This is a genomic window from Deltaproteobacteria bacterium (assembly GCA_021737785.1).
In the GTDB taxonomy this organism is placed as follows: domain Bacteria; phylum Desulfobacterota; class DSM-4660; order Desulfatiglandales; family Desulfatiglandaceae; genus AUK324.
Map to the genome: position 1 here is coordinate 20,037 of JAIPDI010000028.1, position 13,465 is coordinate 33,501.

The 13,465-nt window shown below is 53.0% G+C and carries 11 protein-coding genes; all 11 read left to right on the plus strand.

Annotation, left to right across the window (positions count from 1 at the left end; genetic code table 11):
* Positions 1-301 precede the first annotated feature (301 nt).
* The 11 genes from K9N21_14425 to K9N21_14475 all read left to right on the plus strand — a co-directional run bounded on the left by K9N21_14425 (position 302) and on the right by K9N21_14475 (position 13,307).
* Positions 302-1,663, plus strand: a complete 1,362-nt coding sequence (locus tag K9N21_14425; GenBank protein MCF8145109.1) for a sigma 54-interacting transcriptional regulator — start codon at positions 302-304, stop codon at positions 1,661-1,663.
* A 254-nt stretch (positions 1,664-1,917) separates the two neighbouring features.
* Positions 1,918-2,307: a NifB/NifX family molybdenum-iron cluster-binding protein gene (locus K9N21_14430; protein MCF8145110.1), complete on the plus strand. Its 390-nt coding sequence runs from the start codon at positions 1,918-1,920 to the stop codon at positions 2,305-2,307.
* A 40-nt stretch (positions 2,308-2,347) separates the two neighbouring features.
* Positions 2,348-2,785, plus strand: a complete 438-nt coding sequence (locus tag K9N21_14435) for an iron-sulfur cluster assembly scaffold protein (protein ID MCF8145111.1) — start codon at positions 2,348-2,350, stop codon at positions 2,783-2,785.
* A 167-nt stretch (positions 2,786-2,952) separates the two neighbouring features.
* Positions 2,953-3,312 (plus strand): NifB/NifX family molybdenum-iron cluster-binding protein, encoded by a 360-nt coding sequence (locus K9N21_14440; protein MCF8145112.1) that lies wholly within the window; start codon positions 2,953-2,955, stop codon positions 3,310-3,312.
* Positions 3,313-3,324: 12 nt separating this feature from the next.
* A complete protein-coding gene (locus K9N21_14445) occupies positions 3,325-3,570 on the plus strand; it encodes a zinc ribbon domain-containing protein (GenBank protein ID MCF8145113.1) in 246 nt (81 codons plus the stop codon).
* 688 nt (positions 3,571-4,258) lie between these two features.
* Entirely contained in the window at positions 4,259-4,831 is a 573-nt protein-coding gene (locus K9N21_14450) for a NifB/NifX family molybdenum-iron cluster-binding protein (GenBank protein ID MCF8145114.1), read from the plus strand.
* Positions 4,832-4,849: 18 nt separating this feature from the next.
* Positions 4,850-5,230 (plus strand): dinitrogenase iron-molybdenum cofactor biosynthesis protein, encoded by a 381-nt coding sequence (locus K9N21_14455; GenBank protein ID MCF8145115.1) that lies wholly within the window; start codon positions 4,850-4,852, stop codon positions 5,228-5,230.
* A 166-nt stretch (positions 5,231-5,396) separates the two neighbouring features.
* Positions 5,397-5,837: an iron-sulfur cluster assembly scaffold protein gene (locus tag K9N21_14460; protein MCF8145116.1), complete on the plus strand. Its 441-nt coding sequence runs from the start codon at positions 5,397-5,399 to the stop codon at positions 5,835-5,837.
* A 465-nt stretch (positions 5,838-6,302) separates the two neighbouring features.
* A complete protein-coding gene (locus K9N21_14465; GenBank protein ID MCF8145117.1) occupies positions 6,303-9,599 on the plus strand; it encodes a PAS domain S-box protein in 3,297 nt (1,098 codons plus the stop codon).
* A gap of 110 nt (positions 9,600-9,709) precedes the next feature.
* Positions 9,710-11,884, plus strand: a complete 2,175-nt coding sequence (locus K9N21_14470; protein ID MCF8145118.1) for a response regulator — start codon at positions 9,710-9,712, stop codon at positions 11,882-11,884.
* A 25-nt stretch (positions 11,885-11,909) separates the two neighbouring features.
* Positions 11,910-13,307 carry a sigma-54 dependent transcriptional regulator gene (locus tag K9N21_14475; GenBank protein ID MCF8145119.1) on the plus strand — a complete coding sequence of 466 codons (1,398 nt, stop codon included), beginning with the start codon at positions 11,910-11,912 and terminating at the stop codon, positions 13,305-13,307.
* The last annotated feature ends 158 nt before the right edge of the window (positions 13,308-13,465 follow it).

Below are 13,465 nucleotides of genomic sequence, written 5' to 3' on the forward strand. Positions count from 1 at the left end.
AATGAACTCAACAAGCCCAACGAGCCCAATAAACCAGCATCCAGCATCCAGTGTCCAGTATCCAGGACCCAGCATACAGTATCCATGAGATACGAGTTTACCGGAAATGCGGTGTCTTAATCAAGCGTAATCAGATACATTGGTTGATAGAGACAAGATTGTGCTTATAATATGAAGTTGAGATGATGAGGGTATTTGTGAACCAGGGTCTCTCAACGCAATGTAGCCCAATTCAGAGATAATCCGCCAAGAGAACAAACGCGGGAAGAGGGATGTCTTATCAGATTGAGGGGAACTTTTGATGGAAGGGGTAGAAAAGGATCGGACCCATATTATTCTGGACAGCATTGCTGAAGGTGTCTTTACGGTAGACGCTGATTGGAAGATTACCTCTTTTAATCGAGCGGCTGAAAAGATTACCGGGATCAGGAGGTGCGAGGCGGTGGGCAGACACTGCTGGGATGTGTTCAGGGCAAGTATCTGCGAGAACCGTTGTGCCCTTCGTCAGACCATGAAAACGGGGAAGCCGATTGTCAACCAGGCGGTTTTTATCATCAACTCTCAAGGCGACCGGATCCCCATCAGCATTTCCACGGCCCTTTTAAAAAGCGATACCGGACAGGTCGTGGGAGGGGTGGAGACCTTCAGGGACCTGAGCGTGGTGGAGGAACTTAGAAAAGAGCTGAAGGACCGACATTCATTTCTTGACATAATCAGCAAAAACAGTGAGATGCGGCGGCTTTTTAACCTTATGGAACAGGTTTCAGAAAGCAGTGCGACCGTCCTCCTCGTGGGTGAGAGCGGCACGGGCAAAGAGCTGTTTGCAAAGGCCATTCATTCTCTCAGCACGAGAGAGGAGGCCCCCTTGATAACCATCAATTGCGGGGCCCTGCCGGATAACCTCCTCGAATCGGAACTCTTCGGATACAAGGCCGGCGCTTTTACTGATGCCAAAAAGGATAAGCCGGGCCGTCTGGCCCTGGCCGAAGGCGGGACGATTTTCTTGGACGAAATCGGCGACATTTCCCCGGCCCTTCAGGTTCGGCTGCTCAGGGTATTGCAGGACAAGGTGTATGAACCCCTCGGCAGCACCCAATCGGTTAAGGCCGATGTACGGATTGTTGCGGCAACAAACCAGGATCTGGAAAAACTGGTGAGCGACGGCACTTTCAGACAGGACTTATACTACCGCATCAATGTGGTCAAGCTGGTCCTCCCCCCCCTGAGAGAACGAAAGGAGGACATCCCGCTGCTGATAGATCATTTTATCCGCAAGTTCAATCGACTCAACGGCAGGGAGATCCAGGGCCTGTCGCCGGATGTGCTTCCCCTGCTGATGTCTCACGGTTTCCCTGGGAATATCCGCGAGCTGGAAAATATTATCGAATACGCAACGGTTGTCTGCAAAGACCTTCTGATCGGGGTTGAGCATCTCCCCGATAATTTCCAACAGGACCTGAAGGGCAGCCCTGTATCGGCTTCAGGGCCGACTGTCCGAAAAGAAGCTTCCTGGGCGGAAATGGAACATGACTTTGTATATGAGGCACTCAGAAGGAACAACTGGAATCGATCGGCCACTGCCGATGAAATGGGAATTCATACCACCACCCTCTGGCGCAGAATGAAGCGCCTGAAAGTTGAAATACCTCCCAGGGGGGCGTAGTATACGGCCGTTGCAGTCCTGCTGTTTCAAGGGCGCTGGGTTGCAGGGATGAGAAGTCATGCTGTCGGGGAATCCGATGGTTACGATTGGCTGAACGGGCAAGGTAAGTGGGTTCAGCGGTTGTGCATTTTTCCATCCATGCCCATGCCTGGCTAAAATGATGCTTGACATGGATGCGGATAATTTCTAACTTATCCGATGCGAAAGAAACGACTGATGAGGTCGTGAATTATTCAACTTTGAGGAGGTTTCAGATGCAAAAAGGAAGAATAGCCATACCGAGTGTGGCGCCGGGAGGTCTGGACGGCGAACGGTCCGGACATTTCGGCCACTGTGATGTGTTCACGTTTGTGGATGTGGAGGATGGTAAAATCACCCAGGTGACGACCATCCCTAATGAGAGTCATGTTCAGGGCGGCTGCATGGTGCCGGTAAACCTGCTGGCCGGTCACAATGTCAATGCCCTGATTGTTGGAGGGATTGGTATGCGGCCTCTGATGGGATTCAGGCAGGTCGGGGTGGATGTCTATCATGATGCGGTCAGGCCTCAGATCCGGCCGGTGGTGGAGGATCTAATAAATGGAAAGCTCCCCATGATCAGCGATAATGAGGTCTGCGGAGGGGGCGGCGGCGCAGTCCATTAAGCTCAACACCCAGCACTTAGGCAATAAGAGGTTTTTTTCGATGGATAAACAGAAGCCGGATGATGTTTATAAAATGCTCTCTGAATCGGGATATGCGGATAAGGCCATCAAGTACTTTCAGGCCAAGGAAAATTTTGGTGTTATTGAGGATGCGGATCAGATAACGGATCTCACGGGCCCCTGTGGAGACACCATGAAAATTTCTCTGAAAGTAGACGGCGATAAGATAAATGATGCCAAGATTCAGGTGCTTGGCTGCCCGGGAGCCGTGGCCTCCGGTTGTGCCCTGGTAAGCCTCGCAAAGGGAAAGTCTTTGGAAGAGGCGGCGGATATTGATTTGGACGCCTTGTACCGTGAACTCGAAAAAATGCCTGATCAAAAAGTCCATTGCGCCCGCCTGGCCCTTAAAACCCTGCAGAAAACGCTGGAAGAGTACCGAGGGCAGCAGATGAAAAAGAGGGCCATCGGAGATAAATAGCAGTGCCTGAACCAAAACCCCGTTTAGGCACTATTGAATATTCAAGAATTGAAAACTGGTTTTATTAATTCCAACTCTATTCCATCAATTCGGAATTCGCAATTCCTCAATTCGCAATTGTGCCTGAACGGGGGTTTTCGTTCAGGCACTGAATAGGAAAGAATGCCATGAAAATTGCTGTAACGTCAACAGGAACAGACATCGATTCAGAGGTGGATCCGCGATTTGGAAGGGCCGCCTACATCATTATTGTGGATTCAGAGACGTTCGAATTTGAGGTCTTGGACAACAAGGAAAATGTGAACGCCTTAAAAGGGGCCGGCATTCAGGCGGCCGTGGCCGTCAGCAACAAGGGGGCCGATGTCTTGCTCACAGGCTTTTGCGGCCCTAATGCCTTCAAGGCGATGGAGGCGGCTAAAATCAAGGTGGCCAATGACGCCCAAGGCACGATCAGGGAGGCTGTCCGGGCATATCTCGATGGAAAAATGCCCCTGGCCGATGCGGCAAATGTGGAGGGGCAGTGGTAAAGAGGAGAAATCATGCCTATCTATGAATTTGAGTGTCTTGATTGCGGACAGCGAACCGAGATCCTGATGTCCAGTCACGAGACGGACCTGGTGGTGTGCGGGAATTGCGGGGGCCGGAACCTCAAGAAGCTCTTGTCCGCACATGCCGCTGTCAGCCCCACAGGGAGATTCCCCTCCGATCCGGCGGATAGATGCTGCGGAAGTGAGGGCCCTCCGTCTACGTGCGCGGGCCCAGGGAGTTGCTGCGGCAGGGCGTGAACGGTTCCCGCTCTTTCTGCAATGTTCCCCATTGCACTGTGGCGGAACCGGGATGTCCTTGAAATACGGACCCACCAGCGCTCTGTATATTTCAGTGAACCAGAGCGGGTCCATCCAGATTGCATCTCAAACACGCAGGGGCTGGGTTTACTGCCAGCCCCTGTTTGCGTATTTAGTGTCTGAACGAAAACCCGGAAATCCAAAAAGGGTGGAATTGAAAACTTGGTTTTATTAATTTCAACTCTATTCCATCAATTCGGAATTCGCAATTCCTCAATTCGCAATTGTGGCTGAATCACGCCAAGGCGTGATTTTCGTTCAGTCACTATTTAACCCTACCTGCGGTACTTCTTCTTCACCTTTTTCACGCCTACAACCGAAAATAAAAATCCATCCGGACCCATAAACTGCAATCCAGGCTTGCGGTTTTGCAATGCAATTTCCCCACTGCGACTGCGATAGCGAAACAGAGAAACCCGCGACGCCTTTACGGTTGCGCTTGGGATTATATTTTTTACCATATATATCAGCAACATATCCCAAGCATTGGATTTTGAATACACTGGCATGAAAGATGCTAATACAGTGAACATGTCTTGGACGGATTCGCGGGGCCTGACCAATTGATGGGGCCTGTCGTTTTTTTCTCAGCGATCAAACAAATCAATTTCCTGCAGGAGGGATGTGGATGAAAGTAGTTGTCAGTTCAACCGGAAAGGATCTAAACTCACAGATCGATCCTCGTTTTGGGAGGTGCGCGTACTTCATCATCGTGGATACGGACACCATGGACTTTGAGGTCTTGGATAATGCAAACCTGGCCCTTGGCGGCGGTGCAGGGATCCAGTCTGCCCAACTGGTCGCGTCCAAGGGCGCCAAGGTGGCCATCACCGGTAACTGCGGCCCAAATGCGGTAAGGACCCTTTCCGCGGCCGGCGTTGAGGTCATTGTCGGTCAATCCGGCAGTGTCAGGGATGCAGTTGAGGATTTCAAGGCGGGAAGACTGAAGACGACGAGTCAAGCCAATGTGGCAGACCATTATGGCATGGGTGGCGGCGGCATGGGCGGGGGCATGGGCCGCGGCGGCGGCATGGGCCGCAGAATGAGTGCGGGGCAGGGAATGTCCATGGGCGCCGGGATGGGCGGAGCCGGTTCCGTGTCTCAAGATCAGGAGGTCGCATCCTTAAAGGACCAGATAAGGGCGTTGCAGGCCCAGGTGGAGGGTCTCCAATCCCGGATCAAGGACCCAGAGAAAACATAGACAGGAGAAGGGTTCTCCATGAAAATTGCTGTTTCGGTCTGGGAAGGGAGGGTCTCTCCGGTCTTTGATACCGCCTCCAGATTATTGGTCCTTGATGCGGAGGAGACCGGCGAGAGATCCCGCTTTGAGGTGCTGCTGGACGAACAGACCTGCTCTCGAAAATGCTCACGCATTCAGGTCCTGGGCGTCGAGGTCCTGATCTGCGGGGCGATTTCACGCTATCTCCAGGGAATTCTCGTCGCATCCGGGATTCGTGTGATCCCGTGGGTCTGTGGCGCTGCAAGCGAGGTGGTGAGTGCCTACATGGATGGAACCCTTTCGCAGCCTAGATACTTGATGCCCGGTTGTCGGCCCAGGGAGGACGATATGGGCAGTACAGGGAATGATTCATTGAAATAAGGGTAACTTTTCAATGCGCTCGGGTAGGCAACATACTGCTATACTTAAAATTTACTGAAAAGCGCTTAATATTCCATATTGGATTTTGGGCGTACGCCTTTTATGAGGTCCTGACGGATAAAAACTCCACCCGAACTTATTGAGAAGTTACAAATGAGGGACTGCCATGAGTGATGATTTTGACAATTTTGCCCGTAATTTACAGGCGCAGATTTTTGAAGAGACAAAACAGGCTTACGGCGCCGCGGCGTTCGATCGATGGCTTCACCCGATGTATATGGGGAAGATCGATCACCCCGATGGATATGCCCGTGTCACTGGACCCTGTCAGGACACCATGGAGATCTTTTTGAAATTCGAAGACGGGAAGGTGACAGAGGCATCGTTTCAAACGGACGGCTGCGGATCGAGTGCCGTGTGCGGATCGTTTGCGGCTGAGATGGCCCGCGGAAAAACGCCGGACGAACTCCTGGAGGTGACCGGCGAGGCCATCCTGAAGAGACTCGGGGGCCTCCCCAAAGAGGATGAACACTGCGCCCATCTCGCTGGAGAGACCCTTCATGAGGCGCTCGGCAATTATATGAAGGATCAGGCCAGGAGAGTCTAACGAGGCACAACCCCATCCCAAAAGAAATTTCTCACACAAAGCCACAGCGCCACAAAGAGACAGGAAAGGTTTTCTTGTTTTTTTTGTGACAGAAATTCCCCAGTTCCCCAATCCCTGAATCCTCAAAGGTCTCACCCCAAGTCAAATGCCCGCAAAGAGGACCGGATTTCTTTCTTGTGACAGAAATTCAGTCCCTAAGGGCCCCAATGTGGCCTGACCAGACTGCAGCAGGACTGACTTGGCCCTGGGCGAGAAAACAAATTGAAGTTTAACCTGTTTTTCTATAGTGTAGGAGGGCACCCGGTACCAGGCGTAAGGTGCAAGGTGCTTCAACCGAGGCAACCCCCGATATTCACTCTGAATTCAATGAGCTTAACAATCCTGATGAATTCAACACCCCCCTTTCCAGCATCCGGAGGCTTTTTATGATCCACACTGCGCAAGGGTCCACCGGAGGATGAAGGAATGAGGCTTCGATTCATCCTGCTTGTTCTGTCTCTCCTGGCATTTCTCTCCGCAGCGGCCGGCGGGTATTTCTACTATCATTCTCTTCGAGATGCCTTCTTTGAAGCGGCCAAACAGGACGCCATTTCTCATGTGCATACGACCAACAACCTGATATCCCAGCATATCATGGCGTATACGCGACTTGCGGATGTCCTTTCAGACTTTCGGGAGATCCGGATGGCCCTGACAGATCCCGACGATGAAACCCTGGACCGCGCAAACGGCATTCTGGATCATTTTCAAAAGGGGGCCCGAATGGAAGTGTGCTATCTCATGGACCATAGCGGCCGGACCATTGCCTCCAGCAACCGTTTTGAGGCGGATAGTTTTGTAGGGAAGGATTACTCCTTCAGACCCTATTTTCAGGCGGCCATGGGCGGCAGGAGCGGGGTCGGCATGGCCATGGGAGTGACTTCCCGGAAGCGCGGGCTCTATGTGAGCTATCCCGTGTACGGCCAAGACCCGGATCTTCCCATTGGGGCGGTGGTTGTGAAGGGCTCTGCCGAGAGTATCGTCAGACGACTGTTGCGCGTGGAAACGGCTTCCCATGCATCCCGTAAGGCAATGCTCTTTATCACCGACCCGCACGGGGTCATCTTTATTTCAGATGCAAAGGGCTTTCTGCTGAAGACCTTGTGGAAAACCGATGAACTTGGACAGCGCAAGATCGCCGAGACACGGCAGTTCGGCAAAGGGCCTTGGGCATGGAGTGGGTTCAAGATCCTGGACAGCGCTCATCAGGTCGTTGATGCCTCGGGCGATCCCTATCAGATGTACGAACAAGGCATAGAAAACCTTCCGGGGTGGAAAATTGTCTATCTCAGCAACCTGGATGCGATTTCGTCCCTCATCGCAAATCCACTTTTAAAAACTGCGGCGTATCTGATCATCGGATTGTGCATTCTCATCGGCGCAGCCATATTCCTCCTGAACAATCTGGCCCATGCCGAGATCTCAAGACGCAAGCGGGCCGAGGCGTCCTTGAAAGCGAGTGAGTCCAAGCTTCGGACCATCATCGAACACAGTAACGAGTTCTTTTACATCCACGATACACAGCACCGCCTGAACTATGCGAGCCCGGGTTCATCAGCAATCCTCGGATATTCACCGGAAGAGATGCTGGTGAAATGGACCGATCTGGCAACGGACAATCCCATCAATTTAAAGGGAATCGAGATCACGGAACGGGCGATCCGTACGGGTGAGAAGCAGGAACCCTATCTCATCGAGCTGAGTGGAAAGGATGGGCGCCCCGTACTCCTGGAGATTGATGAATCGCCCATCAAGGACGACAGGGGCCGGGTCGTCGGGGTTTCGGGGGCGGCCCGGAACGTGACCCAAAAGATTCTGGCCGAAAAGGCCCTGCGGGAGAGCGAGGAAAGATATCGGATCCTGGTGGAGGAGAGCTTTGACGGCATTTTTGTTCAGAAAGGGCCCAAAATCATATTTGCCAACGGCCGGCTGCACCAGATGCTGGGTTACGATGACGGTGAACTGCTGGGGCTGGATCACTGGCTGGTGTACCATCCGGAGTCTCAGGAGATCACCCGGAAACGGGCAGAGGCCCGTATGCGAGGCGAAAACGTGCCGTCACACTATGTTGTCAAGTTGGGTCGTAAGGACGGTTCGTGGTTTTACGGGGAGATAGCGGCCCGGGTCATCGATTTTGAGAATGAACCCGGGATACAGGTCTGGGTCAAGGATATCCACGAGCGCAAACAGGCCGAACAGGCCTTGCAGGAGAACGAACAGAGGATGCGGGCGATCCTCAGGGCATCTCCGGTCGGGATCGGTCTGGTGGTTGATCGGGAATTGGTCTGGGCTAATGAAACCATGCACAGCCTGGCCGGTTATGGGCTGACGGATTTGCTGGGACAGAAGGGCAGGGCCCTTTATCCTGATCAGGAAGAGTATGAGAGGGTGGGCTGGGAGCTTTACACAGGAAGATCTCCAGACGGGACCAGCCAGGTTGAGACGCGCTGGGTTCGGAAGGACGGGACCATCTTTGACTGTATGATTCGATCATGTCTTCTGGAAACCGATGATCCCTCCAGGGGGCATATCGTTGTTGTGACCGACATCTCAGAGGCCAAACGCCTCCAGGCCCAGCTTCAGCGGGCTCAGAAGATGGAGGCCATCGGGACCCTTGCCGGCGGGGTGGCCCATGATCTCAACAATATCCTTTCCGGCCTGGTCAGTTACCCGGAACTCCTGTTGATGCAGATCCCAGCTGACAGTCCCTTGAGAAAACCGATACTGACGATCCAGCGATCAGGGGAAAGGGCCGCTGCAGTGGTCCAGGACCTGTTGACCCTGGCAAGGCGGGGGGTGGCGGTCAGTGAGGTGGTGAATCTGAATGACGTTATCTTGCAGTATCTGAAGAGCCCTGAATATGAGAAACTGAAATCGTTTCACCCGGGCGTGGATGTGGAGACCCATCTGGAGACAGGACTCCTGAATATCTCCGGATCGCCGGTCCATCTGTCCACGACCGTGATGAACCTGATCTCCAATGCGGCCGAGGCCGTTCGCGACGGAGGCAATATCGTGGTATCCACGGAAAACCGGTACATCGACCGGCCCGTCAGGGGGTATGAGGATGTACTGGAGGGCGATTACGTGGTGCTTACGGTGACCGACCCCGGGGTAGGCATTTCTGCGGATGATATCAAGAAGATCTTCGAGCCCTTTTACACAAAGAAGAAGATGGGGAGGAGCGGAACGGGTCTGGGTATGTCCGTTGTCTGGGGTACGGTGAAGGACCATCATGGGTATATTGACATTGAAAGCAGGGAAGGAGAGGAGACGACCTTCTCTCTCTACTTCCCTGCAACCCGGAAAACAAAGGGAAGAGATGAGCCCCCGCTTTCCACTGAAGATTACAGGGGGCGAGGGGAGTCCATCCTTATTGTCGACGACGTGGAGCAGCAGCGAGACATCGCTTCGGAAATGCTGAAAGGCCTCGGCTATTCCGTGGCGGCCGTATCCAGCGGAGAAGAGGCCGTTGAATATGTGAAAACCCATCCGGTGGACCTACTGATTCTGGATATGATCATGGACCCCGGAATGGACGGACTCGAGACCTATCGACGGATTATCCGATTCCGTCCCGGTCAGAAGGCCGTTATCGCCAGCGGTTTCTCTGAGACGGAACGGGTGAGAGAGGCCCAGCGGCTGAGGGCCGGGGCCTATGTGAAAAAGCCTTTTTTATCCCACAAGATCGGTCGGGCCGTCAGGGCTGAGTTGGATAAGTGATGCAATTCAAAGTGGAAAACAGAAGATTCCAGACCGATATGATGCGTGTGATGAGACGACGTTCGCGTTGATGTCGCCGCTTAGGACTTTTGTCGCCGGGAGGAACCAAAATGACCTTTTCCATTATTCCCAGGGATGATCCTGACCAGGCCCTGCGTATCCGGCGGATGCTCCTGGCCATGAGCATGGCTGTCATTCACCTCGCCATGTGCTGTGCCATGTATTCTCAAGGGTTTTTCCGACTCTCGTTCACCGGGTTTGTCCTTTTCTCAGTGGCCCTCTGGATCGGGCACTTTTCCATCTTCACAGTGGTCAGGACAGGGCTCAACAAGCGGTTCGCCGATCCGAGCCTTACATTGGTACAGATACTATGGACAGCCACCTGCGTCATGCTGACCGCCTACTTTCTCACCGAATTACGCTCCGTAGTCCTCATGTTATTCCTCGTGGGGATGCTCTTTGGTTTCCTGCGACTGAATTTCAGGGAATTCTTATATCTCAGCCTGTACGCCATCGTGCTTTACGCGGCCGCGATAGGGCTGCTGTACCAATTCCATCCACAATTTGTTGAGCTGGATAAAGAGATTATTACCTGGTTCTCCTTTTCTCTGGTGACATTCTGTTTCGCATTGATGGGGCGTATAATCAATCGCATGAGGAAAACCTTGCGCACCAGCAACATTCAACTGGGCAAAGAGATCGAAGAGAGGAAAAGGGCTCAAGAGCAGACACAATTCCGAAAGGCCTATTTTGAGGGACTGGTGGACAATATGCCGGATGCCATCGCCATGTTCGACGACACCGGCAGGATTACCGAGATCAATTCCCGGTTTACCGGGATGTTCGGGCACTCTGAAAAGGAGGCGCTGGGCAAAAACATCAGCGACCTGGTGGGGCCGCCGGATCGGCTCGAAGAGGCTCACGCCTACCGCCGGCGGATCACGTCCGGCGAGATAGTGGATGTGGAAACCGTTCGTATGGCTAAGGACGGCTCCCTGATCGATGTATCCCTCCGCTCCGCCCCGGTCATTGTCGACCATCATCGAATCGGACACTTTGTCATATACCGGGACATCTCCCCCCGAAAGAAGGCGGAAATGGAGAGATCCAGACTGGAATCCCAGCTCCAGCAGTCCCGTAAAATGGAGGCCATCGCCACCCTGGCAGGGGGCATTGCCCATCAGTTCAATAACGCCCTGACAGCCATCATCGGTAATCTTGAACTCCTCGAAGTTGAGCATTGCAGAGATGGAAGGATTCTGCCGCAACTTGGAGCCATGAAGACCTCGGGCCATCACATGGCTCACCTGACAAGTCAATTGCTGGCCTACGCAAGGGGAGGAAAATATAATGTCACAACACTATGCTTGACTGATTTTGCAGCAGACACCCTGCCCCTTCTCGAGCACACCCTGAAACCTGACATTCGTGTGGAAACCGATTTTCCTCTTGATATCAGGCGGATCAAGGCCGACAGGACCCAGATGCAGATGGTCCTCTCTGCGCTGCTTTCCAATGCAAACGAAGCAATGGACGGCCCGGGCCGCATTCGAATTTCTGCGAGAAACATAGACGTGGACCCTACGCTCATAAGGGACTGTCCCGGTCTCAAGCCGGGTCCCTATGTTTGCCTTTCCATTGAGGATGATGGAAAGGGCATGGATACCGAGACACGGCAAAGGATATTTGAACCGTTTTTTACGACCCATTTCTTTGGCCGCGGGCTCGGGATGCCTGCTGTATACGGTATCGTAACGAATCACCATGGAATCATCGAAGTGGATTCCGAGTTGGGGAAAGGAACGGAGGTTCGGATCTATCTGCCCGCAATAAGTGCCGGGATCATCGACACGGAGCGGCCAGAAACCATTGAAAAGCCGGGGAAGCGGCTGCACGTGGGCCGGGGGACGATCCTGGTTATAGAAGATGAGCCACCGGTGATGAATCTGACCCGGACGGTGCTGGAAAGACTGGGATACCGTGTTCTGGAGGCCACAACAGGGAAAGAGGCCATTGACATGGCCAACAGTTTTGATGGCGCCATCGACCTTGCCCTCATGGATATCAAGCTGCCCGATATGACGGGGAATCAGATCTATCCCCTGATCCGGGATGCCAGACCGGAGATGAAGGTCCTCGTGTGCAGCGGTTACTCCATAGATGGTCCTGCCCATGAGATTTTATGTGCAGGGGCAGAGGGATATATTCAGAAACCATTTTCCCTGTTGACATTGTCTCAGAAATTAGAAGATGTGTTGACGGCAAACCAGGATCTATCGAATTAAGAGGTTGGCGCAGTAAGGGGTTTAGATGTCAAAGGTTCTGATAATCGATGACGATCGGAGCATTTGTGAGATTCTGGAGGCTCTCCTGGAGTCTCTGGGCCATACGACGGCATTTGCCCTCGGACTTCAGGAGGGGCTTCATGTCCTTTCCAAAGATGCGTTTGACCTTGTATTTCTGGATGTTCGATTGCCCGATGGGAACGGGCTCAAGGCCATTCCGCAGATCAAGGAATTGTCATCTTCTCCGGAGGTGATCATCATCACGGGCGAAGGGAGTCAGGAGGGTGCTCAACTGGCTGTTGAAAGCGGCGCCTGGGACTATCTTGCCAAGCCCCTTAACACAAACCAGGTCAGTCTATGCACCAGCAGGGCCATTGCATACAGGGAAGGTAAGAAGGTCTCGACAAGTCCTTTTGTGCTTCAGCGGGATGAGATTGTGGGGAGCAGCGCCCTTCTCAAGAAATGCCTGGACCAGGTGGCCAGGGCGTCCCTTTCCATGTCCCCGGTGCTCATTAACGGCGAGACAGGCACAGGGAAAGAGCTTTTTGCACGTGCTATTCACCGAAATAGCCCACGCGCCGGAAAATCTTTTGTGACCGTCGATTGTGCTGCACTGACCGAATCGCTGGTGGAAAGCGCTCTTTTCGGGCATGTGAAAGGATCTTTTACCGGGGCCGATAAAGATAGAAACGGGTTGATCAAGGAGGCGGATAAAGGCACCCTGTTTCTCGATGAAGTGGGTGAGCTTCCCATGAGTATTCAGGGCACCTTCTTAAGAGTGCTCCAGGAGCGGCGATTCCGACCGGTGGGTTACGATCGAGAAATCACAAGTGATTTCAGATTGATTGCCGCGACCCACCGGGACCTTGACGAAATGGCCCGGGAAGGAGGTTTCCGCCGCGATCTACTGTTTCGATTGAAATCCATTGTGATACATTCACCGGTATTGAGAGATCGGAACACTGATATCGTCGAACTTGCACTTTTATTCATCTCCGGATTCTTCAGGAATGTTGGAAAGACCATCAAGGGGATGTCGCCCGAGTTTCTGGAGGCTCTTTTAAGCTATCCCTGGCCCGGAAATGTTCGGGAACTGAATCACGTGCTGGAAAGCGCTCTTTCGGCGGCCGGCGAAGAACCCATCCTGTATCCCATTCATCTGCCGCTGGATATGCGCTCCCGATTGGCAAGGGAGGCCATTGCGCCGGCCTCTTCACAACGACCTCAAGAGGAGGCCCTCCCTTCCGGGGGGGCTTCCCATCCCCCATTGCGTGATCTGCTGGCATCCGTGGAAAAGAATTACCTGCATGAGTTGATCTCTCTCACCGGTGGAAACATCCAGAAAGTCTGCAACATCTCCGGCATTTCCAGGGCCAATCTCTACGTCCGTCTCAAGAAACACGGTATCACCCGGCATTTCTAAGCACCTCACCACATCTGACCTGATACCTTGTCTCAAAATCAAGACAAGGTATCAGGTCTGGGACAAGATCCTGATTTGAAGAACCGTCTGTCCCCCATATCGCGGCCTCCAAATTACTCATAACCTGTCGATATTATAGTAATGAAATTATCACTAAA

Coding starts and splice junctions, on each gene's coding strand:
- K9N21_14425 (MCF8145109.1), top strand. CDS start 302: ATGGAAGGGGTAGAAAAGGATCGGACCCATATTATTCTGGACAGCATT.
- K9N21_14430 (MCF8145110.1), top strand. CDS start 1,918: ATGCAAAAAGGAAGAATAGCCATACCGAGTGTGGCGCCGGGAGGTCTG.
- K9N21_14435 (MCF8145111.1), top strand. CDS start 2,348: ATGGATAAACAGAAGCCGGATGATGTTTATAAAATGCTCTCTGAATCG.
- K9N21_14440 (MCF8145112.1), top strand. CDS start 2,953: ATGAAAATTGCTGTAACGTCAACAGGAACAGACATCGATTCAGAGGTG.
- K9N21_14445 (MCF8145113.1), top strand. CDS start 3,325: ATGCCTATCTATGAATTTGAGTGTCTTGATTGCGGACAGCGAACCGAG.
- K9N21_14450 (MCF8145114.1), top strand. CDS start 4,259: ATGAAAGTAGTTGTCAGTTCAACCGGAAAGGATCTAAACTCACAGATC.
- K9N21_14455 (MCF8145115.1), top strand. CDS start 4,850: ATGAAAATTGCTGTTTCGGTCTGGGAAGGGAGGGTCTCTCCGGTCTTT.
- K9N21_14460 (MCF8145116.1), top strand. CDS start 5,397: ATGAGTGATGATTTTGACAATTTTGCCCGTAATTTACAGGCGCAGATT.
- K9N21_14465 (MCF8145117.1), top strand. CDS start 6,303: ATGAGGCTTCGATTCATCCTGCTTGTTCTGTCTCTCCTGGCATTTCTC.
- K9N21_14470 (MCF8145118.1), top strand. CDS start 9,710: ATGACCTTTTCCATTATTCCCAGGGATGATCCTGACCAGGCCCTGCGT.
- K9N21_14475 (MCF8145119.1), top strand. CDS start 11,910: ATGTCAAAGGTTCTGATAATCGATGACGATCGGAGCATTTGTGAGATT.